22 protein-coding genes are annotated in these 23622 nt (G+C 67.0%); 8 read left to right on the top strand and 14 right to left on the bottom strand.

Translation table 11 applies throughout. The features are described 5' to 3' along the window. Nucleotides 1-97: 97 nt before the first annotated feature. Together BMZ21_RS18600 and BMZ21_RS18595 are read left to right on the top strand one after the other, a co-directional pair. A complete protein-coding gene (locus BMZ21_RS18600) occupies nt 98-784 on the top strand; it encodes a DUF2848 domain-containing protein (protein WP_091837511.1) in 687 nt (228 codons plus the stop codon). 58 nt (nt 785-842) lie between these two features. Further along, nucleotides 843-1508, top strand: a complete 666-nt coding sequence (locus tag BMZ21_RS18595) for a GntR family transcriptional regulator (protein WP_167561675.1) — start codon at nt 843-845, stop codon at nt 1506-1508. A 199-nt stretch (nt 1509-1707) separates the two neighbouring features. Here the strand turns inward: BMZ21_RS18595 and BMZ21_RS18590 are convergent, their stop codons facing one another. Genes BMZ21_RS18590 through BMZ21_RS18575 form a run of 4 tightly spaced genes read right to left on the bottom strand, consistent with a single transcriptional unit; the run spans nt 1708 to nt 5473 of the window. Further along, on the bottom strand, nt 1708-3057 hold the full coding sequence (locus BMZ21_RS18590; RefSeq protein WP_091837506.1) for an amidase: 1350 nt from the start codon (nt 3055-3057) through the stop codon (nt 1708-1710). Between the two features lie 7 nt (nt 3058-3064). Continuing rightward, the gene (locus BMZ21_RS18585) at nt 3065-3445 is read right to left on the bottom strand and encodes a cupin domain-containing protein (protein WP_091837504.1); all 381 of its coding nucleotides are present in this window, start codon (nt 3443-3445) and stop codon (nt 3065-3067) included. Between the two features lie 20 nt (nt 3446-3465). Further along, nucleotides 3466-4929 (bottom strand): 4-hydroxyphenylacetate 3-hydroxylase family protein, encoded by a 1464-nt coding sequence (locus BMZ21_RS18580; RefSeq protein ID WP_091837501.1) that lies wholly within the window; start codon nt 4927-4929, stop codon nt 3466-3468. Nucleotides 4930-4954: 25 nt separating this feature from the next. After that, nucleotides 4955-5473 (bottom strand): flavin reductase family protein, encoded by a 519-nt coding sequence (locus BMZ21_RS18575; RefSeq protein WP_091837499.1) that lies wholly within the window; start codon nt 5471-5473, stop codon nt 4955-4957. Nucleotides 5474-5573: 100 nt separating this feature from the next. Here BMZ21_RS18575 and BMZ21_RS18570 point away from each other — a divergent pair, with 100 nt between their 5' ends. Next, a complete protein-coding gene (locus BMZ21_RS18570; RefSeq protein ID WP_091837497.1) occupies nt 5574-6119 on the top strand; it encodes a MarR family winged helix-turn-helix transcriptional regulator in 546 nt (181 codons plus the stop codon). Nucleotides 6120-6478: 359 nt separating this feature from the next. Next, nucleotides 6479-8329 carry an ABC transporter ATP-binding protein gene (locus tag BMZ21_RS18565; protein ID WP_091837494.1) on the top strand — a complete coding sequence of 617 codons (1851 nt, stop codon included), beginning with the start codon at nt 6479-6481 and terminating at the stop codon, nt 8327-8329. Between the two features lie 281 nt (nt 8330-8610). Here BMZ21_RS18565 and BMZ21_RS18560 read toward each other — a convergent pair whose 3' ends face one another. The 5 genes from BMZ21_RS18560 to BMZ21_RS18540 form a co-directional block, all read right to left on the bottom strand. Then, a complete protein-coding gene (locus tag BMZ21_RS18560) occupies nt 8611-9594 on the bottom strand; it encodes a peptide ABC transporter ATP-binding protein (RefSeq protein ID WP_091837491.1) in 984 nt (327 codons plus the stop codon). Next, nucleotides 9591-10613: an ABC transporter ATP-binding protein gene (locus tag BMZ21_RS18555; protein ID WP_091837488.1), complete on the bottom strand. Its 1023-nt coding sequence runs from the start codon at nt 10611-10613 to the stop codon at nt 9591-9593. Before BMZ21_RS18555 ends, BMZ21_RS18560 begins: the two co-directional genes overlap by 4 nt. 4 nt (nt 10614-10617) lie before the next feature. Next, a complete protein-coding gene (locus BMZ21_RS18550; RefSeq protein ID WP_091837486.1) occupies nt 10618-11523 on the bottom strand; it encodes an ABC transporter permease subunit in 906 nt (301 codons plus the stop codon). A 40-nt stretch (nt 11524-11563) separates the two neighbouring features. After that, nucleotides 11564-12574, bottom strand: a complete 1011-nt coding sequence (locus BMZ21_RS18545) for an ABC transporter permease subunit (RefSeq protein ID WP_091837484.1) — start codon at nt 12572-12574, stop codon at nt 11564-11566. Nucleotides 12575-12856: 282 nt separating this feature from the next. Further along, nucleotides 12857-14449, bottom strand: coding sequence for an ABC transporter substrate-binding protein (locus BMZ21_RS18540; RefSeq protein WP_091837482.1), 1593 nt, complete (start codon nt 14447-14449; stop codon nt 12857-12859). A gap of 269 nt (nt 14450-14718) precedes the next feature. Here BMZ21_RS18540 and BMZ21_RS18535 point away from each other — a divergent pair, with 269 nt between their 5' ends. Next, complete coding sequence (locus BMZ21_RS18535; protein ID WP_091837480.1) at nt 14719-16053, top strand: 8-oxoguanine deaminase; 1335 nt, start codon at nt 14719-14721, stop codon at nt 16051-16053. On the opposite strand, the gene BMZ21_RS18530 is transcribed toward BMZ21_RS18535, so the two are convergent. From BMZ21_RS18530 to BMZ21_RS18515, 4 genes are all read right to left on the bottom strand, one after another. After that, the gene (locus BMZ21_RS18530; protein ID WP_091837478.1) at nt 16044-16805 is read right to left on the bottom strand and encodes a pyrimidine 5'-nucleotidase; all 762 of its coding nucleotides are present in this window, start codon (nt 16803-16805) and stop codon (nt 16044-16046) included. The two genes, BMZ21_RS18535 and BMZ21_RS18530, sit on opposite strands and share 10 nt — an antisense overlap. Nucleotides 16806-16998: 193 nt before the next feature. After that, the gene (gene argB / locus BMZ21_RS18525) at nt 16999-17895 is read right to left on the bottom strand and encodes an acetylglutamate kinase (protein ID WP_091837476.1); all 897 of its coding nucleotides are present in this window, start codon (nt 17893-17895) and stop codon (nt 16999-17001) included. Nucleotides 17896-17984: 89 nt separating this feature from the next. Further along, nucleotides 17985-18356: a DUF423 domain-containing protein gene (locus BMZ21_RS18520; RefSeq protein WP_091837474.1), complete on the bottom strand. Its 372-nt coding sequence runs from the start codon at nt 18354-18356 to the stop codon at nt 17985-17987. Between the two features lie 113 nt (nt 18357-18469). Next, nucleotides 18470-19495 carry a YihY/virulence factor BrkB family protein gene (locus BMZ21_RS18515; RefSeq protein ID WP_091837471.1) on the bottom strand — a complete coding sequence of 342 codons (1026 nt, stop codon included), beginning with the start codon at nt 19493-19495 and terminating at the stop codon, nt 18470-18472. Between the two features lie 206 nt (nt 19496-19701). On the opposite strand from BMZ21_RS18515, the gene BMZ21_RS18510 reads away from it, so the two are divergent. Beyond that, nucleotides 19702-20412, top strand: coding sequence for an outer membrane protein (locus BMZ21_RS18510; protein WP_091837469.1), 711 nt, complete (start codon nt 19702-19704; stop codon nt 20410-20412). 13 nt (nt 20413-20425) lie between these two features. On the opposite strand, the gene BMZ21_RS18505 is transcribed toward BMZ21_RS18510, so the two are convergent. Next, nucleotides 20426-21250, bottom strand: coding sequence for an AraC family ligand binding domain-containing protein (locus BMZ21_RS18505; RefSeq protein WP_091837467.1), 825 nt, complete (start codon nt 21248-21250; stop codon nt 20426-20428). 68 nt (nt 21251-21318) lie between these two features. On the opposite strand from BMZ21_RS18505, the gene BMZ21_RS18500 reads away from it, so the two are divergent. Then, on the top strand, nt 21319-22494 hold the full coding sequence (locus tag BMZ21_RS18500; protein ID WP_091837464.1) for an amidohydrolase: 1176 nt from the start codon (nt 21319-21321) through the stop codon (nt 22492-22494). Continuing rightward, nucleotides 22491-23621 carry an aminotransferase class I/II-fold pyridoxal phosphate-dependent enzyme gene (locus BMZ21_RS18495; RefSeq protein ID WP_091837462.1) on the top strand — a complete coding sequence of 377 codons (1131 nt, stop codon included), beginning with the start codon at nt 22491-22493 and terminating at the stop codon, nt 23619-23621. The genes BMZ21_RS18500 and BMZ21_RS18495 overlap by 4 nt, the downstream gene beginning before the upstream one ends. Nucleotide 23622: the final 1 nt, after the last annotated feature.

Raw genomic sequence — 23622 nt, 5'->3', positions numbered from 1 at the left:
GTGAAATTTCACAAGGATTTTTATAGAGGCATCTCGAAGTTTTTTTGGGCAGGCTGCCCGGCGAAGGGGCAGCGCGATTTCGGGAAGGCGAGAGGCGATGAAGACCCTGGCACTGACGGTGGAGAGCCGGACCGGCTCCAGCCCGCTGACCGCGGCGATCGACGAACTGGTGATCGGCGGCTGGGCCGGGCGCGACAAGGCGGCGATGGAGCACCACATGGTCGAGCTGGAAGCGCTTGGCGTGAAGCGGCCGACCTCGACGCCGGTCTACTATCGCGTCGCCGCCGCCAGGCTGACCACCGACCCGGTCATCGAGGATGTCGGCGCCAACAGCAGCGGCGAGGTCGAGGCCGTGCTGCTCTCCTGCGGCGGCCAGACTTATGTCGGCGTCGGCTCCGACCATACCGACCGCCAGGTCGAGACCTATGGCATCAGCGTCTCCAAGCAGGTCTGCGACAAGCCGGTCGCTGCGACCGTCTGGCCCTATCAGGAGGTCGCCGGCCATTGGGACGAGCTGATCCTGCGCAGCTTCGCGGTGATCGACGGCGAGCGCCGGCTCTACCAGGAGGGGCCGATCTCGGGCCTGCTCGCTCCGGAGGACCTGATCCGCGGCTTCAACGGCACGGGCGCGCTGCCTGACGGCACGGCGATCTTCGGCGGCACCATGCCAGCGATCGGCGGCATCCAGATGGCCAGCCGTTTTGAGGGCGAACTGGAGGACCCGGTCCTGCGCCGCAGCATCCGCTTCGGCTACGACCTCAAGATTCTGCCGATCCGGGGTTGACGCCGCTGTCTCCGGAAGGACGATGGCGGCAACCTCAAACCGCGCGGTGCGACGTAACGTGACGCTTCTGGAAACGCCCAAGGACGCGCAGCGGCATGTCTCGCTGCGCGACCAAGCCTATCATGCGATCAAGCGCCTGATCATCACCACCGGCCTGCGTCCGGGCGAGATCCTGAGCGAGCCGGCGCTGAGCACGCAGCTCGATATCGGCCGCACGCCGATCCGCCAGGCGATCGACCGGCTGCTCAATGACGGGCTGGTCGAGGTGATGCCGCGCAAGGGCACGATCGTGAAGCCGGTCAGCCTGGACGAGATCCTCAACATCATCGATGCGCGCATCGTCAACGAGACCTTCTGCGTGCGCGTCGCCGCCGAGCGGGCCAGTACCGAGGTGCCGGCCCAGCTCCGGCGCAATCTCGAGGCGATGCGCGAGGCGGCGCAGGCGCGCGACATCGAGACGATCGCCGATCTCGACCAGGCGTTTCACGCGATCATCGCCGGCTCGGCCCGCAACCCGGTGATGAGCGACCTGCTGCGGAACCTGCACGAGCGCTCGGCGCGGATGTGGTTCATCTCGCTCAGCACCAACGAGCAGCATTCGCGCATCTGCGACGAGCATGCCGCCATCGTCGAAGGCATCGCCCGGCAGGATCCGGACGCGGCCGAGCGGGCGATGCGAGCCCATATCGAATCCTTCCGCGCCAACATCACCCGCCAGGGCTGAGGGGGCATTAGACGCTGCGCGTCGTCATCCAGAACATGCGCGGGTCGTCCCGGGCGGAGCGCAGCGTGGACCCGGGACCCATTCCTGAACCTCTCTCGGAAAGGCGCCGGAATGGATCCCGGATCGGCGCCGCTGCGCGGCTTGTCCGGGATGACAGCAGGGTGGATGTGGAAGCCCAAACTTGTGAAAAGCTGTGCGGTCAGCGGTCGCCCGCCAGCGCCGCTTCGGCTGCCGCTGCGATCCCGAACAATGCCGAATCCTCGCCGCCGGCCCGCGCCAGCATCAGTCCGGTAGGCGCCTCGCCCGCCCGATGCATCGGCAGCGAGATGGCGCAGCCGTCCATCATGTTGATCAGGGTCGGATTGCGCAGCATCAAGAGGTTGAGGCGGGTGAAGGCCTCGTCGTCGGCATCGCATTCGGCGATGGTCGGCGCCATCGTCGGCACGGTCGGCAGCGCCAGCACGTCGAAAGCGCCGGTCTCCTCGCGCAGTGCGGCGACGAAGGCGGCGCGGGCGCGCAGCAGCTCGATATCGTCGGCGCAGTCCTGGTTGGCGCCGCGCAGGATGCGCAGGCGCACGCGCGGATCGTAGCCCTCGCCCTTCGCAGCGATCAGAGCGCGGTGATGCGCGTAGGACTCGGCCGCCGCAAAGCCGCCCTTGGCGTTGATGCGGGCGACCTCGGCGAAGCGCGCGAAAGGCTGCTCGACGATCTGCGCGCCGGCCTTGGACAGGGTGGTGAGCGCCCGGGCGAAGTCGGCCGCGACGGTCGCATCGAGGCCGTCGAGCGCGACCGTCTGCGGCACGGCGATGCGCAGGCCGGCAAGGCCGATCGCGTGCCTGGGCAGCTCGGTTCCGCTCATGATCTCATGCAAGGCGCGGCAGCAGGCGACGCTGCGGGCGAGAGGGCCGATCGAATCGAGGCTCTGGGAGAGCGGGAAGGCGCCGTCCAGCGGTACGCTCGCCGCAGTCGGCTTGTAGCCGGTGATGCCGCAGAGCGCGGCGGGGATGCGACAGGAGCCGCCGGTGTCGGAGCCGATGCCGGCCGCCGCCATCCCGTCCGCGACCGATACCGCTGCGCCCGAAGACGAGCCGCCGGGGATGCGGCGGCTCGCACGGTCATAGGGCGAGGCCGGCGTGCCGTGATGTGGATTGAGGCCGAGCCCGGAAAAGGCGAACTCGCTCATATTGGTGCGGCCCACGACAATGAGCCCGGCACGGCGCAGGCGCGCGATCGCGGGGGCATCGCGCTCGGCCGGCGCTGTATCGGCGAGCACGACCGAGCCTGCCGGCGTCGGTTCGCCGGCGAGGTCGAACAGGTCCTTCACCGAGATCGGAATGCCGGCGAAGGGCGAGGGCGCGAGCCCGGCAGCCCGCAGGCGGTCCATCGCTTCGGCGGCGGCGAGCGCAGCCTCGCGATGGACCTTGATGAAGGCGAGCCGGCCCTCGCCGTCCGGCGCCTCGATCCGGTCGAGCGCTTCGCTGACGAGGGTGAGCGAGCGCGTCCGTCCCGAGGCGAGATCGTCGGCGAGGCTGGCAAGGGTCGGCATCATGACGGGGTCAGACCGGGTCGAAATAATGGATTTCGAGCAGGATGCAGCCCTTCTCGGACTTGAACGGCCCGTGCGGAGCGTGCGGCGGGCGCACCGCATAGGTGTGCGGCGGAAAACGCTCGCCGCCCTCGCCATTGGCATCATTGCCGACGGTCAGGTCGCCCTCCATCAGATAGACCTCCTCCCAATAGTCATGGGAAAACGGCGCGGTGGTGTAGACGCCCGGCTGGAAGCGCAGCAGACGGGTGCGGGTGCCGCGATTGTTCACCTCGTCGAGGGCGCCCGACAGGATCTTCTGCTGGATGCCGGCGGGATAGCCGGCCGGCACTTCCCAGCCCTTGGACATGTCGAGGGTGTAGAATTCGTCATGGCTCTTGTTGACGGGCATGATGCGATCCTTTCGCCGGCTCAGGCGGCTGATTTCGTATTGAGGTCGTAGGAGTCGAGCATCGACTGGACGATGCCGCCGGCCTTGCCCCAGTCGTAGGTGCGGAAGGAGTGGCCCTTCGTCACGAAGGTCGCCCCGGCATAGAACATCTCGTACTGGTGATGGCGCGAACCGAACTCGGAGCCGACGGCGTCCCAGGCGAGCTTGTAGAACTTGACCCGGTCATGCGAGTTCGCGGCCGGCGACTGCTGGGTCTTCTCGATCATCGCCGCGATCTCGGGATTGGCGAAGTCGGCGATCGAGGAGGGCAGCATGATCATGCCGCCGCCGGCGAGCTCGCGCAGCGAGTTCAGGATCTTCGGATACATCTGCTGGGTCAGCACCTGCGCCGAATAGAGCATGTGCCGGTCGGGCACGAAGTAGGGGCCGGCCCGCGTGCCCTTGGCTTCCATGGCGTTGACGAAGGCGTCGACCATCGCCGCTTCCGCCGCGAGCTGGCCGAGGGTCTCGCGCACCTGCGGGAACTGCGTGATGCCGTTGGTCTGGGTGGTGCGATGGGCGATGCCCATCAGGAACTGCAGCTTCACCTTGAGGCGGATCATCGCCTGGTAGTTCTGGTAGACATGCGCCGGTGTCGCGTGGAACTGCTTCTGGCACATCTCGACGCTGCCATCGATGAAGACGCGGTCCCACGGAACCTTGACGTCGTCGAAGAACAGCACCGCGTCGTTCTCGTCGTAGCGGCTGGCCAGCGGGTTGTCGAAGATCGAGTCCGCCTGCGCCTCGTAGGATTTGCGCGAGAGCATCTTCAGGCCCTTGCTGTTCATCGGGATGGCGAAGGAGACGGCATAGCGCTCCTCGCCCGGCTGCATCGGCTGGATCGTGGTCACGAAGACCTCGTTGGCGACGACGCCGCCGGTCGCCAGCATCTTGGCGCCGCGGATGGTGATGCCCTGCGCATCGCGATCGACCACGCCGGCGGTCAGGAACGGGTCGGCCTGCTCGGCCGCGTTCTTGGAGCGGTCGGCCTGCGGGTTGATGATGACGTAGGTGAGGTAGAGGTCGTTGTCGCGGGCGTAGCGGTAATAGGCTTCGAGCGCCGCGGCGCGGGCGGGATCGTAGCCTTCGAATACCGGCAGGCCCATGCGCATGCCGGAGATGCAGGAGGCGACATGGTCGGGGGCACGGCCGAGGAAGCCGCCATGGATCGCGGTCCAGGCTTCCAGCGCCCGGCGGCGCTCGACCAAGTCGGCATAGGAGGTCGGCAATTGCCAGATCCGGTTGGCGCGGCCCCCGGTCTCGGTCTCGAAGGTCATGAGATCGCGGCGCGAGGCATCGCCGGCGAAGTCGAACAGGCCGGCGACCGACTGCGCCACGTTGCGGAAGGCGCGGTGGCTGGTGACGTCTTCGACCTTGGCACCGTCGATATAGATCGAGCGGTCGTCGCGCAGGCTGGCCAGATGCTGCTGTCCGGTCTTGGTCATGGGTCTGTCCTCGCTGTTTCGGCTGTCAGTAGTGGATGGGCAGCGGCCAGGACGGCTCGCGCTGGGTCTCGTCGACGAGGTCGCGATAGCGGCCGCGGAAGAAGATCAGGGGCGCCGGAGTGCCGGGGCGCACGGTGTGGCGCAGCACCCGCACCAGGAAGATGACGTGGTCGCCGCCGTCGTGATTGGCGTAGGGCTCGCATTCGAAATGGGCGAGCGATCCGGTGATCAGCGGCGCCTGGGCATGGCCGACGCTGCGCCTGGTCTCCGACCATTTATCGCCTAGCGCGCGGGCGAAACGGTTGGATATGTGCTCCTGTTCGCGCGCCAGCACGTTGACCGCGAAGCCCTTGGCCTCAAGCATGGCCGGCAGGCTGTTCGCCCGCCTGTCGACGCTGAACAGGACGAGCGGCGGATCGATCGAAACGGAGTTGAACGAACTCATGGTCATGCCGATGAGCTCCTCGCCGCTGCCCTGCGCGGTGATCACCGCGACGCCGGTGGCGAACTCGCCCAGGGATTGCCTGAAGGCCTTGGCATCCATCGCCGCCTCCTCTCCGGTTGCTCTTCCGATGTCTCTTTGCTAGATAGCTTTGTAACAAAGCTATCTAAGGCAGTCAACGGCCCTTGAGGACGAGCAAACCATGTCGAGCGAGAACCGGCGCATGACCGTGGCAAAGCCGGATTTGCTGGATGACGGCAGCGATACGCGCTTCCGCGACCTGCTCTACGATTTCTTCGCCTTCGGCGGCCGGCTGGAGGAGGCGAGGGCGCGTTTCGCCGCCTATATCGGGCTGACCCCGCCGCAATACCTGATCATGATCGCGATCAGCCGCGCCGCGGCCGCCGGCGAGGTCGGCGTGGCGCAGGTCGCCGAGCGGCTGCATCTCAGCGGCGCCTTCGTCACCATCGAGGTGAACAAGCTGGTGAAGAGTGGGCTCGTCGCCAAGCAGCCGCATGCCAGCGACAAGCGCCGGGTCAATCTCTCGGTAACGCCGCTCGGGTCAACGATGCTGGAGCGTCTGGCGGCGCTGCAGCGGCCGGTGAACGACGCGCTGTTCGCCTCGCTCGATCGCGCGGATTTCGAGATGCTGAGCGGCATCATGCGGCGGCTCGCCCGCGGGGCGAAGCAAGCCCTCCATCTCGCCGATCACATCGTCGCCGACGAGAAGGCGCAGGCGCGCGACTGAGATCGCGCCCGTCGGCACGCTATCGAGACCGCGAAAGCCGCGCCGGGCGAGCTCAGCCTGATCGCGATCGGCCGGCCGAGCAGCTTGTGGCGCTCCATCTCGGCTGGGGCCATGACGGCGCCGCCCGGTTTGGTCATGCAATGCAGGCGCGAGCCGTACTTAAATCAGCGCGCAATCCGTGCAGTCCGGTCTGGCGCCAGCGCAAAAAGCAGGCAGGGTGCTGAATCTTTTGTGACGCCGGCTGCTGACATCCGCCGCGCTCTGGGTATTCTGACACGACTTTCAACCCGGCCACCGGCCGCGGGCTGGGTGTTCACGCCCGCTACGCAGCCCAATCAGATCGCTAAGAAGGACCAGGCATGACCTCTCCGATCCTCTCGGTCTCGAATCTGACGACCTCGTTCCGGGTCGAAGGACTCTGGAAGCCGGTCGTGCGCAACATCTCCTTCGACATCAAGCCGCAGGAAACGCTGGCGGTCGTCGGCGAATCCGGCTCGGGCAAGAGCGTCACGGCGCTGTCGATCATGCGGCTGACGCCGCCGAGCTCCAGCAAGATCGAGGGCTCGATCAAGCTCAACGGCAAGGAGCTGCTGACCCTGCCGGATGCGCAGATGCGTCAGATCCGCGGCAACGACATCGCGATGATCTTCCAGGAGCCGATGACTTCGCTGAACCCGGTGCTGACCATCGGCTTCCAGATCGCCGAGGCGCTGATCCTGCATCGCAACATGTCGCGCTCCGAGGCCGAGGCCGAGACCATCCGCCTCTTGGAGAAGGTGAAGATCCCCTCGGCGAAGTCGCGCTTCCACGAATATCCGCACCGCTTCTCCGGCGGCATGCGCCAGCGCGTGATGATCGCGATGGCGCTGGCCTGCAAGCCCAAGCTCCTGATCGCCGACGAGCCGACCACCGCGCTCGACGTGACCATCCAGGCGCAGATCCTCGAGCTGATCAAGACGCTGCAGGAGGAGGAGGGCATGTCGGTCCTCTTCATCACGCACGACATGGGCGTCGTCGCCGAGATCGCCGACCGCACCGTCGTCATGTACAATGGCGACGAGATCGAGACCGGCGCGACCGAGGACATCTTCGCCAATCCGCAGAAGCCCTACACCAAGTCGCTGCTCTCGGCCGTGCCGCGGCTGGGCTCGATGATCGGCCGCGGGCGTCCGATGCGCTTCCCGGTCGTCGACCGCGCGACCGGCGAATCCGATGTCCCGACCGAAACTCCCGATACGGTCCAGGCAGCCGAGCGCCCGGTGCTGGAAGTCTCGGGGCTGACGACACGCTTCGAGATCCGCTCCGGCCTGCTCTCCTCGGTCAAGGGCCGGGTGCATGCGGTCGAGAACGTCTCCTTCAGCCTGAAAGCGGGCGAGACGCTGGCGCTCGTCGGCGAATCCGGCTGCGGCAAGTCGACGACGGGCCGCTCGGTGCTGCGCCTGGTCGAGCCGCTCTCGGGCTCGGTGCTGCTCGACGGCGTCGACGTGCTCAAGCTCGGCCAGACCGAGCTGCGCGAGCAGCGCAAGCGCATGCAGATGATCTTCCAGGATCCGTTCGCCTCGCTCAACCCGCGCATGAATGTCGGCGCCGCGATCGCCGAGCCCTTGCTGATCAACAACCTCGCCAGCCGCTCGGAGGCACGCGACAAGGTCGCCGACCTGCTGAAGCGGGTCGGCCTGCTGCCCGACATGGCAAGCCGCTTCCCGCACGAATTCTCGGGCGGCCAGCGCCAGCGCATCTGCATCGCCCGCGCGCTCGCGGTCGAGCCGCGCCTGATCGTGGCGGACGAGGCGGTCTCCGCGCTCGACGTCTCCGTCAAGGCGCAGGTGGTCAACCTGATGCTCGACCTGCAGGCGAGGATGGGGCTGGGCTATCTCTTCATCTCGCACGACATGGCGGTGGTCGAGCGCGTCAGCCATCGCGTCGCGGTGATGTATCTCGGCGAGATCGTCGAGATCGGCCCGCGCGAGGCGATCTTCGGCAATCCGCAGCATCCCTACACCAAGCGCCTGCTGGCGGCGGTGCCGATCGCCGATCCGGCCCGGCGCCTCCAGAAGCGCCCGGTCTCGAACGACGAGATCAAGAGCCCGATTCGCCCGGCCGACTACGTTCCGCCGGTGCGCCAGTTCCGCGAGGTCTCGCCCGGCCATGCCGTGATGATCTGGGGCGAGGAATGGGAAAAGAAGGAGCCCGCAGCCGTCGCGGCGTGAGCGGGATTTCCGCGCGATTCGGCTGAGCCGCACGGTCTTTCCGGGGCGGGCTGAAAGCCTGAGCCCGGAACCCGTGTACACGACAGGACGCGATGCAGCGCCAAAGGGTTGGGCACTACCTGCTGAGAAAAGCGCGAGTCGTCCCGGGCGAAGACCCGGGACCCATTCCGGAACCTCTTTCGGATAGGCTCAGGCATGGATCCCGGATCGGCGCCGCTGACACGGCTTGTCCGGGATGACGGCGTGATGGCTGGTGTCGAAGCCTGAGCTTGGTCCGACCCTCAAGCCGCCGCCTTGGCCAAGAACGTCTCGGCGTAGTGGCAGGCGACCTGCCGTCCGTCGATCTCGCGCTTCTGCGGGCGCTCGGTCCGGCAGCGATCGGCGACGAAGGGGCAGCGGGTCGAGAAGACGCAGCCCGCCGGCGGGTTGAGCGGCGAGGGCAGTTCGCCGCGCAGCACGATCTTCTCGCGCTTGTCGCCGCCGACGCGCGGGGTCGAAGCGAGCAGCGCCTGCGTATAGGGATGCAAGGGGCGGGCGTAAATGCGCTCCTTCGGCCCGTGCTCGATGGCATTGCCGAGATACATCACCATCACGTCGTGGGCGATGTGCCGGACAACGCTGAGATCATGCGAGATGAAGAGATAGGCGAGCTTGAGCTCGTCCTGCAGGTCGGCCAGCAGGTTGAGGACCTGCGCCTGGATCGAGATGTCGAGCGCCGAGACCGGCTCGTCCGCGACCACCACCTTCGGCGAGAGGATCAGCGCACGGGCGATCGCGATGCGCTGGCGCTGCCCCCCTGAGAACATGTGCGGGTAGCGGGCATAGTGCTCCGGCCGCAGACCGACCTTGGCCATCATGGCGCGGGCCTTTTCCGTGCGCTCGGCCTTGGAGAGGTCGGTGTTGATCAGCAGCGGCTCCTCCAGGATCGTGCCGATCTTCTTGCGCGGGTTGAGCGAGCCATAGGGGTTCTGGAAGACGAACTGGACGGTGCGGCGCAGACGGCGCTGCTCGCTCGCCGGCGGCGAGACGGCGTCGACCCCGTCGAGCGTCAGCGACCCGGAGGTCGGCTTCTCGATCAGGGTCGCCATGCGCGCCAGCGTCGACTTTCCGCAGCCGGATTCGCCGACCACGGCCAGAGTGCGCCCGGCCTCGACCGCGAAGGAGACCTTGTTCACCGCCTGCAATTGCGCCGTCGGGCGGAACAGCCCCTGCCTGACCTGATAGGTCTGGACGAGGTCGCGGGCTTCAATGACGGGATTGCTCATCGTGCCGCCTCCGTCGTCGCGCCGGCTTCGTCGCGGGCGCGCTCCGCCTCGCGCTGGAGATCGCCGAGGGGGTAATGGCAGCGCACATGCCCGTCCTGCCAGGACCTGAGCTCGGGCTGGACCGTGCGCGAATGCTCGGTGGCATAGGCGCAGCGCGGGCTGAACAGGCAGCCCTTCGGCCGGTCGTTGAGGCCGGGTACCATGCCGGGAATGGTTGCAAGGCGGTTCGCCCCTTCGCTGCGCTCGGGCAAAGCGGCGAGCAGCGCGGCGGAATAGGGGTGCTGCGGGGCAGAGAACAGCGCATCGACCTTGCGCTCTTCCATGATCTGCCCGGCATACATCACCATGATGCGCTGCGCGGTCTCGGCGACGACGCCCATATTGTGGGTGATCAGCACCAGCGCCATGTTGCGCTCGCGCTGCAGCGTCATCAGCAGGTCGAGGATCTGCGCCTGGATGGTGACGTCGAGCGCCGTGGTCGGCTCGTCGGCGATCAGCAGGCGCGGATTGCAGGCGATCGCCATGGCGATCATCACGCGCTGGTTCATGCCGCCGGAGAGCTGATGCGGATAAGCTTTGAGGCGGCTTTCCGGGGCGGGAATGCCGACCTGCTCGAGCAATTCGATCGCCCGATGCCTGGCTGCCTTGCGGTCCATGCCCTCATGCTTGCGCAGCGTCTCGGCGAGCTGGAAGCCGATGGTGAAGCAGGGGTTCAGGCTGGTGCTCGGCTCCTGGAAGATCATCGCCACGTCCTTGCCGGTGAGCTGGCGGCGCTCGCGGGCGGACATGGTCAGAAGGTCGCGGCCGTCGAAGCGCAGCTTGTCGGCGCGGACGCGGCCGGGATAGCCGACGAGGCCCATCAGCGCGAGCATGGTGACCGACTTGCCGGAGCCGGATTCGCCGACGACGCCGAGCACCTCGCCCTCGTCGAGGGTCAAGTCGATGCGGTCGACCGCGCGCAGGGTTCCCTGGGAGGTCGGGAACTCGACGCTGAGGTTTTCGATCTCGAGCAGGGGCATGGGATCAGCGCTTCAATTTGGGATCGAGAGCGTCGCGCAGCCCGTCGCCGAGCAGGTTGAAGGCGAGCACGGTGATCAGGATGGCAAGGCCCGGGAAGGTGACGACCCACCAGGCACGCAGTACGAACTCGCGGGCGTCAGCGAGCATGGTGCCCCATTCCGGTGTCGGCGGCTGGGCGCCCAACCCGAGGAAGCCGAGTGCGGCGGCGTCGAGGATCGCGGTGGAGACGCCGAGCGTCGCCTGCACGATCAGCGGCGCGGCGCAGTTCGGCAGGATCTCCGAGAACATCAGCCTTCCCGTCCGCGCGCCGCTGACCTGGGCGGCGACGACATAGTCCTTCGAGGACTCGGCGATGACGGCGGCGCGGGTGATGCGGACATAATGCGGCAGCACGACGATGGCGACGGCGAGCATCGCGTTCATCAAACCCGGCCCAAGGATGGCGACGATGACGATGGCGAGCAGCAGGCTCGGCATCGTCATCAGGATGTCCATCAGCCGCATGATCGCGATGTCGGCGATGCCCTTGAAAAAGCCGGCGACGAGGCCGAGCACGATGCCGACGACGATAGCCAGCGCAACGACGGCGATACCGATCACCAGCGAGAGCCGCGCGCCATAGAGCAGCCGCGAGAGGATGTCGCGGCCGATCGCGTCGGTGCCGAGCGGATAGGAGAGCGAGCCGCCCTCCTGCCAGAATGGCGGCTTCAGGAAGACCGTGTTGTTGGTCAGGTTCGGATCGTGCGGGGCGATCAGCGGTGCGAACAGCGCGCAGAACAGCACGAGGCCAATGACGACGAGCCCGGCGACGGCGCCGCGATTGGCGCTGAAATAGGTCCAGAACTCGCGGGCGGGATGCGGCGGCGCACCGGCGGGTGCGGCGGTAGCTTGCAAGGTCTCGGTGCTCATGGGCGAAGGCTCCGATGGGAGCTGAGGGACTGGAGCCGCATCATCGTGCGTGCCTGATGCGCGGGTTGATCACGCCGTAGAGCAGGTCGACCAGGAGGTTGACGCTCATCACCACCATTCCAAGGAGCAGGGTTCCGCCTTGCAGGACCGGATAGTCGCGCCGGCTGATCGCCTCGATCAGCCATTTGCCGACGCCCGGCCAGGAGAAGATCGTCTCGGTCAGGATCGCGCCGGTGAAGAGCGTGCCGACCTGCAGGCCGATGACGGTGACGACAGGAATCAGCGCATTGCGTAGCGCATGCAGGGCGACGACCCGAAGGGGGGCCATGCCCTTGGCCCGGGCGGTGCGGATATAATCCTCGCCGAGCACCTCCAGCATGGCCGAGCGGGTCATGCGGGCGATGACCGCGAGCGGTACGGTGCCGAGCACGATCGCGGGCAGCACCAGATGCGACAGCGCCGACCAGAAGGCATCGGTGTCGCCGGCGAGGAGGCTGTCGATGGTGAGGAAGCCGGTGACCGGCTCGATGAAGTACTGCACCGCGATGCGGCCGGAGACCGGGGTGATGCCGAGCTGGACCGAGAACAGCAGGATCAGCAGCAGGCCCCACCAGAAGATCGGCATCGAATAGCCGGTGAGCGAGATGCCCATCACGCCATGGTCGAAGATCGAATTGCGTTTCACCGCGGCGATGATGCCGGCCGGCAAGCCGACGAGCAGCGCGAGCAGGATGGCGCAGAGCGCAAGCTCGATGGTGGCAGGGAAGAGCTGGCCGAACTCGGAGAGGACGCTGTCGCGCGTCACGATCGACTTGCCGAGATCGCCCTGCACGACACGCTCGATATAGCGGCCGTACTGGACGAAGAGCGGCTGGTCGAGCCCGTATTCCTTCAGCAATTGCGCATGGCGGGCGGGGTCGATGCCGCGCTCGCCGGCCATGGTCTCGATCGGATCGCCGGGAACGAGTCGGACCAGGAAGAAGGCCAGCAGCGTGATGCCGATGAAGGTCGGGATGACGAGGCTGACCCTGGTCAGGATGAAGCGAAGCATGGTTGCGCCAGTCTTATTGGCCGGGCGTCTCGTCGCGCGGCGGCCTGTCTTGTGATCTTATTCAAGTTCGAATTCCGGCGCAGCGCAAACACCAGAACGCTGCAAAGATCAAGAACGCGGCCACAAAATCGGTGGATCAACATGATCACGCGTAGCGCGGGAACTATCTCGTGCGAAACACTCGACAAAATTCAGCGATCGAAATCGCAACAATAGAAACGATGAACGCACCGGCGAAGCAATGAATGCTCCGCCGGCGCCGGGGTTATCTGACGCAGACCGTCACTTGCCGATGTCGACGCCGTAGAAGACGTGGCGGCTGAACGGCGAGAGCTTGAAGTCGATCACTTCCTTGCGGACCGGCTTGAGCTGCACCGCATGGGCGATGGTGAACCAAGGCGCCTGCTCCTTGAAGATCACCTGCGCCTGCCGATAGAGCTTCTCGCGCTCGGCCTGGTCGGTGATCGTCTTGGCCTTCGTCACCAGCTCGTCGAAGGGCTGGTAGCAGAACTTGGCGACGTTGCCGCCATTGTTCTTGGAGGCGTCGCAGCCGAGCAGGGTGTGCAGGAAGTTGTCCGGATCGCCATTGTCGCCGGTCCAGCCGAACATGCCGGTCTGGTGCTCGCCCGCCTGCAGGCGCTTGCGGTACTCGCCCCATTCGAAGGTCTTGATCTCGGCCTTGATGCCGACCTTGGCGAGGTCGGCCTGCATCAGCTCGGCGATGCGCTTGGCGTTGGGGTTGTAGGGACGCTGCACCGGCATAGCCCAGAGGTCGATCTCCAGGCCGTTCGGATAGCCGGCATCGGCCAGCTCCTTCTTGGCGGCTTCCGGATCGAAGGGATCGTCCTTGATCGTCTCGTTATAGGACCACATGGTCGGCGGGATCGGGTTGGTCGCCGCGACGCCGCTGGTGAGATAGACCGCGTCGATGATCGCCTTCTTGTTGATCGCCTTGTTGACGGCGCGGCGGACTTTGACGTCGTCGAAGGGCTTCTTGGCGGTGTTGTAGGCGAGATAGCCGATGTTCAGGCCCGGTTGCTCGAGGATCTGGACGTTGGCGTCCTTCTTGATGGCGTCGAGATCGGCCGGGTTCGGATAGGGCATGACATGGCATTCGCCCTTCTGCAGCTTGGCCCAGCGCACCGAGGCGTCAGGCGTGATCGCGAAGATCAGGTCGTCGATCTTGGCCTTGCCGGCCCAGTACTCGGGGAAGGCCTTGTAGCGGATGATCGCGTCCTTCTGGTACTGCACCAGATAGAACGCGCCGGTGCCGACCGGCTCCTGGTCGAGCTTCTCGGGCGTGCCGGCCTTGAGCATGGCGTCGGCGTATTCCTTCGACTGCACGCCGGCATATTGCATGGCGAGGTCGGCGAGGAACGGCGCCTCAGGCTGATTCAGCGTGATCTTGACGGTGTAGTCATCGACCTTCTCGACCGACTTCAGGAGCTTGGGCATGCCCATGTCGTTGAAGTAGGAGTGGTTCGAGCTGGTCACCTTGTAATAGGGGTGCGCCTCCTTCCACTGCCGCTCAAACATGAACATCACGTCGTCGGCGTTGAAGTCGCGCGTCGGCTTGAAGTTCTTGTTCGAATGCCACTTCACGTTCTTGCGCAGGTGGAGGGTGTAGGTCAGGCCATCCGGCGAGACGTCCCACTTCTCCGCGAGGGCCGGCTGGACCTTGACCCCGCCGCGCTCGAACTGGACGATGGTGTCGTAGATCTGGGTGTTGGCGTCGAACGAGGTGCCGGTGGTGTTGACGCTCGGCGCGAAATTCTCCGGGCTGCCTTCCGAGCAATAGACGAGCGTCTTGGCGGCCAGCGGCTGCGCCGCCATCAGCGCCGAGGCCGACAGCGTCGCCAGCAACAATTTCTTCATGGGATCTCTCCTTGAGCCACGCTTCGCCTCGCGAGGCGAACGTTTTCCCCTGTTGGACCGGAAGCCTCGCGGTGAAAATTCCGCCGGCCGCCTTGCCAACAGCTTATTGAAAGATGGTGGGCGCGAACAGCCGTCCGGGTTCACCCTGGGCGTGTGTTTTTGCGCCGGAGCACGCCAACCTCATCCGGAAGACCCAGGACCGGGGGCTGGCCTTCATGACCGTCCAAGCCTATGCCATTGCTGGAGAATCACCGAGCGCCGGACCCGTCATGCGCACCTGGATCAGGAACCCGCTCGCCATCCTCGCCGAGAATGCGGGAGGCGGGATCGTGGTGGAGGACGGGGTGATCGTCGCGCTCGTCGCGAGCGGGGGCTATCCGGCGCTGCCGGTGACCGAGACCTTCGATGCCTCCGGCCATGTCGTGCTGCCCGGGCTGATCAACACCCACCACCATTTCTACCAGACGCTGACCCGCGCCCATCCCGCGGCGATCGACCGCGAGCTCTTCCCCTGGCTGAAGGCGCTCTACCCGCTCTGGGCGCGTTTGCGGCCGGAGGATCTGCGGCTGGCGGTGCGCGCCGCGCTGGTCGAGCTCATGCTGTCGGGCTGCACCACTGCCGCCGACCACCATTATCTCTATCCGGCCGGGCTGGAGAACGCGGTCGACATCGCCTTCGAGGAGGCGCGGGCTCTCGGCATCCGCGTCACCATCTCGCGCGGCTCGATGAACCTGTCGCAGAAGGATGGCGGCCTGCCGCCCGACGAGGTCGTGCAGGACGAGGACACCATTCTCGCCGATTGCGAGCGGGTGCTCGGCCTGTTCCATGATCCCACGCCCGGCAGCATGGTGCAGATCGCGCTCGCGCCCTGCTCGCCCTTCTCGGTGACGACCTCGCTGATGGCGGCTTCGGCCGAGCTGGCAACGCGCTTCGATGCGCCGCTGCATACCCATCTGGCCGAAACAGAGGACGAGGACGCCTACTGCCGGGAAGTCTACGGCAAGCGCCCGCTCGACCTGCTGGAGGAGGCCGGCTGGCTGCGGCCGAAGACCTGGCTGGCGCACGGCATCCATTTCTCCTGCGAGGAATGCGAGCGGCTCGGCAAGGCCGGCGTCGGCGTCTGCCATTGCCCGACCTCGAACGGCGTTCTCGCCTCGGGCTTCTGCAAGACGCGCGAGCTGGAGGCGGCCGGTGCGCCGCTCGGCCTCGGCGTCGACGGCTCGGCCAGCAATGACGGCTCGAACCTGATGGAGGAATTGCGCCACGCCCTGCTGGTCAACCGGCTGCACTACAAGAGCGCCAGCGCGGTGACGGCGCGCGACACGATCCGCTGGGCGACGCAGGGCTCGGCCCGCTGCCTGGGGCGTTCCGATATCGGCCGGATCGCCGTCGGCCTGCAGGCCGATCTTGCCTTCTATCGCCTCGACGAACTGCGCTTCTCGGGCGCGCATGACCCGATCGCGGCGCTGGTGCTTTGCGGGGCGAACCGGGCGGACCGCGTCATGATCGGTGGGCGCTGGCGGGTGATCGACGGCGCGATCCCGGGGCTCGATCTCACGAGTCTGCGCCGGGCGCATGGGCTCGCGGCGGAGCGTTACGCCTGAGGCGTTGCGAGCGGGATGGTCTCGCTCGCCCGCATCAGCGGCTTCAGGAAGCCGGTCAGGTCATTCGTGACGAAATGGACGTGGGCGGCCTCGACCACCGCCTGCTCCGCGGCATCGCGGAAGGGATCGGGCGTGCGCGGTACGATCAGGACCGTCTTCATGCCGAGATCGTTCGGCACGATCAGGTTCTTGTCGATGTCCTCGAACATTGCCGCGCGCGCCGGATCGATCGCATGCTTGGCAAGGAAATTCTCGTAGGTCGCGCGCTCGGGCTTGGGCAGGAAGCCGGCCTCGACGATGTCGAAGATGTCCTCGAAGTGATGGAGGATCCCAAGCTTGCCGGCGACGTTCTCAGCATGGCCACGCGAGCCATTGGTCAGGATCAGCTTGCGGCCGGGCAGGGCGGCGATCGCCGCGCCGAGATCGGGATTGGGATCGAGCATCGTCAGGTCGATGTCGTGGGCGAAGGCGAGGAAGTCGTCGGGGTCGACGCCATGCTCCGACATCAGCCCGTTCAGGGTCGTGCCGTAGCGCTCGTAGTAATAGCGGCGCAGCTCGTACGAGGAGAGGCCGTCGAGCCCGAAGAGCTGGAGCAGATACAGGCTGATCCGCTCATTGACCTGCGGCCAGACCTGCGCCTCGTGCGAATAGAGCGTGTTGTCGAGGTCGAAGATCCAGTGGTCGACATGGCCGAACGCTGCCTGCTCCGGCAGGAGCGGGACGGCGGCGGTGATTGATGCATTCTGGTTCATTGGGCCATGTCATGTGGGACGCGCCATCATGACATGCAAGATGCTTGCAAAGTCCTTGCGATAGCGAAGTACGCCGTCATGCTCGGGCTCGACCCGAGCATCTCATGCCGGAGGAAGCGCCGATCAGCGCCTTCTCGTCATAAGATTCCCGGGTCTGCGCTTCGCTCCGCCCGGGAATGACGGCCGCGACTTCTCACTTCCGGATGATCGTGCCGGAACCTGTATCGGTGAAGAGCTCGATCAGCGCCGCATGCGGGACCTTGCCGTCGAGGATGACGACGGCTTCGACGCCCTTTTCCAGCGCGTAGATGCAGGTCTCGATCTTCGGGATCATGCCGCCGGAGATGGTGCCGTCGGCGATCAGGCGCCGGCACTGCTCGATGGTGAGCTCGGGGATCAGCTTCTTGTCCTTGTCGAGGACGCCCGGCACATCGGTGAGCAGCAGCAGGCGCTTGGCGTTGAGGGCTCCGGCGATCGCGCCGGCGAAGGTGTCGGCGTTGACATTGTAGGTCTGGCCGTCGGCCGCGGCGCAGACCGGCGCCAGCACCGGGATCAGCTCTTCCTTGAGGATCGCCTTGAGCACGGTGGTGTCGACCGTCTCGGGCTCGCCGACGAAGCCGAGGTCGAGCACCTGCTCGATCTTAGAATCGGGATCGACGATGGTGCGCGTCGCCTTCCGGGCGGTCACCATGTTGCCGTCCTTGCCGCAGAGGCCGATCGCCTTGCCGCCCTCGCGTGAGATGTAGCCGACGATCTCCTTGTTGACCGAGCCGGCCAGGACCATCTCGACCACGTCGACGGTGGCGGCGTCGGTGACGCGCAGACCCTGCTTGAACTCGGACTTGATGCCGAGCTTCTCCAGCATGCGGGCGATCTGCGGGCCGCCGCCATGACAGACCACCGGCTTCAGGCCGGATTGCTCGAGCAGCACCACGTCCTCGGCGAAATCCTCGGCGGTGGCGGCGTCGCCCATGGCGTTGCCGCCATACTTGATGACGATCACCTCCTGGTCGTAGCGCTGCATGTGCGGCAGCGCCTGGACGAGCAGTTCGGCGGCTTGCGAGGGCGTGAGATTGTGAGGGGCGTTCATCGGCAGGCTCCGCGAAGGCGCAGGGAGGCAGCCGCGCCGCGCCGCGTTCTAGCGGAAGACGAAAGGCTGCGAAAGCGCGGCGATGCCGGTCAGGCTCGTTTGGCGAACACCGCCGCGATGACGAGCCCGAGCCAGCCGCCGAGCATCATGAAGCCGCCGGCCGGTGCAGCGCCGAGGAAGAGCCGCTCACCATGGAAGCCGCGCATCGCGAGGTCGGCCGAAAACAGCGCGACGCCGAGGATCAGCAGCGAGATCGCGAGCCGTGCCGGCCAATCGGCGAGCAATTCGGCGCGACGCGCGGCGCAGGCTGCGATCACCGCGGGCGCGTGAAAGAGCAGCATCTGCCCGGCGATCTGGACGTTGTCGGACGCGCCGGAATGCGTGCCGGCGGCAAGCAGGGTCACGCCGGACAGCCCCATCAGCATGGCGATGGTAAGGTGGATGCGGGTCGCGGTGATCATGGGCCTATCCGTGCGGCTGGCCGGGCAGGGGCCCTGGCGTGCCGAGGAGGAGATGCCGCGGCTGAGGTGAAGGTCAAGCGGGTGCGGCTGTGGCATCATGCTCCAGCGGAGCTTCAGCGTCCCCCGGGCGCGCTGCGGCTGAGCGGCGTCACCGGGGCCGGGGCGGAGCCATAGCGGGCCTGGTGCTCCAGTTCGGCATTGAGCTCGGCGCCCGAGAGCACGATCGTCGCCGAGAGCCAGAGCCAGGTCATGAACACGACGATGGTAGCGAGCGAGCCATAGGTCGCGGTGTAGCGGCCGAGCGTGCTGACATAGAAGGAGAAGCCGATGGAGGTCGCGACCCAGAGCAGCGCCGCGGCGATGGCGCCGGGCAGCACCCAGGCGAATCGCGGCGGCTTGCGGCTTGGGCCGATCCAATAGAGGCAGCCGATCGCGGTGATGCCGACGAGGAAGAAGGCCGGCCAGCGCAGCCAGCGGATCAGCACCTCCAGCTCGTGGCCGAAGGGGAAGAGCGCAGTGACCACGGGCAGACTCGCGATCAGGGCGAGCGCCAGGATGAGCACGAAGAGGGCGCTCAGCGTCGTGCCGAGCGAGACAAGATTCAGGCGGATGAAGCCGCGGCGCTCGCGCACGCCGTAGATGATGTTGAGGGCATCGAAGATGGCCTTCATCGCGGCATTGGCGCTCCAGACCGCGACGAGGAAGCTGATCAGGAAGGTCACGGAGAGATTGGCGGTGTCCTGGCTCGAGAGCCGGATCGCCTGCTCGCGGATCAGTTCGCGCGCCGCCAGCGGGAAGACGATGGTGACGTCGTCGAGCTGGCCGACGATCGTCGCCGGGTCGGTCAGCATGCCGTAGAGCGTCACCAGCAGCGACAGTGCCGGGACCAGCGAGAGCAGGGTGAAGAAGGCGACGGCGCCGGCGAGCGAGAGCACCCGCGCCTCCTGAACGCGGGCGCCGAAGCGCAACAGCACATCCTTCCAGCCGCGCCAGGGCAGGGTAATTGGGCTCCTGGCACCGCGTCCCTGCCTTGCCTGGCGCAAGGGTTCGCCGACCCGCCGCGAAACCAGCCCGTGGACATAACCTGCGGCCATGGCTGCCAGCCCGGCTGCGCCTGTCAGTCGCTTGAAATAGGCCATGGGCGCTCCGGTCCGAAGGCGGCCGATGTTAAACCGATCCGCCGCGCTGCCAACGCCGCGGCAAAGGTTTTCGTTCCGGGCCGGCGCGGGCGAAAAGCGGCTTAGAGGTTCGTTAACCTTAACGATTTCATAATCGGGCTCCCGTCGCCACCGCGGCGCCGGCCGGATTCTCGCTGGCCGCAGCCGTCGTTCGAGCCGAGATCTTGATGAAGACCCTGCTGAAAGCCGCCGTCGCCGCCATCGGCCTGCTGAGTGCCGGAGCCTCGCTGGCAGCCGATCTGCGCGGCAGGGGCGTCCTGCCGCCGGCGCCGGAACTGCCGACCTTCTACAACTGGAGCGGCGTCTATGTCGGCGGACAGGTCGGCTACTCCTGGGGCTCCGACCGGGCCAGCGAATTCGCGACTGCCGGCCGCGTGCCGCTCGGCCGCTCCTTCGACTACAGCCCGTCCTCCTTCATCGGCGGCGCCCGCCTCGGCTTCAACTATCAGTTCGGCGCGGTCGTCGTCGGTGTCGAGGGCGACATCGAAGGCATGAACGCCGCCGAAGGGAGGGGCGATCTCGGCGGCACAGTCCGGGTCCGGCAGGACTGGCAGGGCTCGGTGCGCGCCCGCCTCGGCTACAGCCTCGACCGCATCCTAGTCTACGCCACCGGCGGCGTCGCCTTCACCAAGCTCGAATACGCCTATGTCAGCCCGCTGGCAGGCCTGACCGAGACGATCAATTCCTCCAGGACCGGCTGGACGGTCGGCGGCGGCGTCGATTACGCCCTGACCGACAATCTCATCCTCGGTCTCGACTATCGCTATACCGATTATGGCCGCTTCGACCATGTCGGGGGGAGCGCCTATCTCGGCCGGACCGTCGAGCACGAACCCTCGGCCCATGCGGTGCGCGCCAGCCTCGCCTACAAGTTCTGAGAGATCAGACGCCTTAGCCCGCCCGGCGGAACATGCCAGGTGTGATGCCGTGGACGGCGCGAAAGCTGCGCGAGAGATGGCTCTGGTCGGCAAAGCCGGCGGCGAAGGCGGCGTCGGCCAGGCTGGTGCCCTCCTGGATCAGGCGGTTTGCACGGCGCAGGCGGCGGTCGCGGATGAAGGTGGCCGGCGTCGAGCCGGTGAGCTTCTTGAAGTCGCGGATGACCTGGAAGCGGGTGACGCCGGCCGCTGCGGCGAGGGCCTGCAGGTCGAGATCCTCGGCGAGGTTGTCCTCGATCACCTTCTCATAGCGCGAGAAGCGGCGCTGCGCGCCTGAGCGATCGAGCGGCTCGGCCGGCCGGTCGGCATCGCCATGCTGCAGGACCAGGCGGCGCAGCGCGGTCAGCAGCGAGGCTTCGGCGCGGGTCGCATCCGAAGAGGTCGATTCCGCATGGGCCGCGGCGAGCAGCCGGGAGAGCTCGGGATCGTCGAGCAGGGCCCCCGGGAAGAGCGGCGCCTGCGCCTGCCCGAGTTCGGTCGCAACCTCCGAAAGCAGCGATACCGAGGGATAGAAGGTGCGGTAGGCCCAGCCCTGCTCGGCGCCGGCTTCGCCATCATGCCATTCCTCGGGATTGACGACGAGCACCGAGCCGGCGGGCGCCAGCACCTCCTGCCTGCCGACGCGCACGCGCTCGCAGCCTTCGGTGATCAATGCGATGACGTAGCCGTCATGGGTGTGGCGGTCATAGCGATGCTCGCGGAAGCGCGCCGCGAGCAGCCCGAGCTCGCGGAAGGCGGCGTGGCGCCAGAACGCCTGACTCTCCTGCTGCGGCTCGTTCATCGGTCAATCTGGTTCAAGACGCTGCCCGGCTCGCTCTCCTAATCCTGCGGCACGGACAGGAGAGAACCATGCTGCACAATGACCCGATCGCCAGGCTGACGCCAGAGGTCGTCGCATGGCGCCATCACATCCACGCCAATCCCGAGCTCGGCTTCCAGGAGGTGGAGACCGCCCGCTTCGTCGCCGAGAAGCTGCGCTCCTTCGGCCTGGAGGTGCAGGAAGGCATCGGCGGCACCGGCGTCGTCGGCACGCTGCGTGCGGGCTCGGGCAAGCGCGCCATCGGGCTGCGCGCCGAGCTCGACGCGCTGCCGGTGATCGAGCGCACCGGCCTGCCTTATGCCTCGAAGACCGAGGGCGTGATGCATGCCTGCGGCCATGACGGCCACAGCGCCATGCTGCTCGGGGCGGCCAAGCTGCTGAGCGAGGCGCCGGATTTCGACGGCACCGTCCACTTCATCTTCCAGCCGGCCGAGGAGAACGAGGGCGGCAGCATGAAGATGATCGAGGCCGGGCTGTTCGAGCGCTTCCCGGTCGAGGCTGTCTATGCCGTGCACAACTGGCCGGGCGTGCCTTTCGGCACGATCGCGGCCCGCGCCGGGGCGCAGATGGCCGCGGTCGACAATTTCGAGCTGCGCTTCTCCGGACTCGGAGCCCATGTCGCCATGCCGCATCTCGGCGACGACCCGATCCTCGCCGCCGGGGCCTTCATCCAGAGCGTGCAGCGCATCGTCTCGCGCGCCGTCGACCCGCAGACGCCGATCGTCGTCAGCCTGACCCAGGTTCATGGCGGCAATGTCGGCAACATCGTGCCGAAGGAGATCTGGCTGCAGGGCACCTGTCGCTTCTTCGATCCGGCGCTGTCGGATCTGTGCGAGCGGCTCATCGGCGAGATCGCGGATGGCGTCGCCGCCTCGCATGGCGTCAGCGCGATACTCGACTACAAGCGCGGCTATCCGCCGGTGATCAACACTGCCGAGGCGGCGGCATTGGCTGCGCGGGCAGCGGCTGCGGCTGTCGGGCCTGACAACGTTTCGACCGAGTTCAAGCCGAGCCTGGGCTGCGAGGATTTCGCCTTCATGATCCGCGCCGCAGGCGGCTGCTATGCCTGGATCGGCGCCGGCGAGGTCGGCCCTGGCGAGGGCCTGCACGGCGGCCGCTACGTCTTCAATGATGCGATCGTTCCGCATGTGCTGCGCTACTGGCAGAGCCTTGTCGCCGGCGCGCTGCCGAAGGTGGCGCCATGAACGCGCATGTCACCACCCGCAGGGTGATCGAGCGTCGATCTGGCGGGCGCATTCTGCTCGATGGCGTCGATACGATCATGCTCGGCGCCAACGACTATCTCGGCCTCTCGACCGATGAGCGCGTGCTGGCGGCGACCAATGAGGCGCTGCGGCTCTATGGCAGCGGCACCGGCATCTACCCGGTCTTCGCGACGACGCCTTTGCACGAGGCGCTGGCGGAGAATCTCGCCTCCTACCTCGGCGTCGAGGCGGTGGCGCTGTTCTCCTCCGGCGGCAACGCCAATGGCGGGGTGCTGACGACCCTGGTCGGCGCCGGCGACGTCATCATCTCCGACCGGCTGAACCACGCCAGCATCATCGATGGCTGCCGGCTCAGCCGGGCCGAGGTCGAGACCTATGAGAACCGTAGCGTCGCCGGCCTGCGGCGGGCGCTGGAGGGAACGAGACGGGCGAAGCGTCGGCTGATCGTCACCGACGGCATCTTCAGCATGGAGGGCGGCGCGGCGCCGCTGCCGGAGATCCAGGCGCTGGCGCGTGAGTTCGACGCGTTGCTGATGATCGACGAGGCGCACGCGACCGGCGTGGTCGGGCCGGGCGGCAGCGGCACCGCGCCGCTCTGCGGGCTCGCCAATGGCGCGCCGGATCTGCTGCTGACCGGCTCGCTGTCGAAGGCGCTGGGCGGCGCCAGCGGCGGCTTCGTTGCCGGGCCGCGCGCGCTGATCGACAAGCTGAAGGCGCAGTCGCGCAGCTGGATCTTCACCATGGGGATGACCACGGCGAACGCCGCGACGGCGCTGACGGCGCTGAAGATCTGTCGCGACGATCCCGGCCCGCGCGAGCGGCTCTGGCGCAATGTCGCGCATCTGCGCGAGGCGCTGCGCTTCTATGCGCTCGCCTGCCATGACAGCGCCAGCGCCATCACGGCTGTGAAGGTCGGCGGCGAGGAGCGGGCGCGGGCGATGACAGCGCGCCTGACGCGGGCCGGCGTCTTCGCCCCGGCGGTCGCCTTTCCGATCGTGGCGCAAGGCGAGGCGCGCCTGCGATTGCAGGTCAGCGCCGCGCATGAGACGGCCGAGCTCGACGAAGCCGCCGCGGCGCTGGCGACGGCGTTTGCCGAGACGGCTTGAG

Source organism: Allobosea lupini, assembly GCF_900109525.1.
Classification (GTDB): Bacteria; Pseudomonadota; Alphaproteobacteria; order Rhizobiales; family Beijerinckiaceae; genus Allobosea; species Allobosea lupini.
The sequence above is the reverse complement of the archived record's forward strand: the minus strand, read 5'-3'. Positions and strand labels throughout refer to the sequence as shown.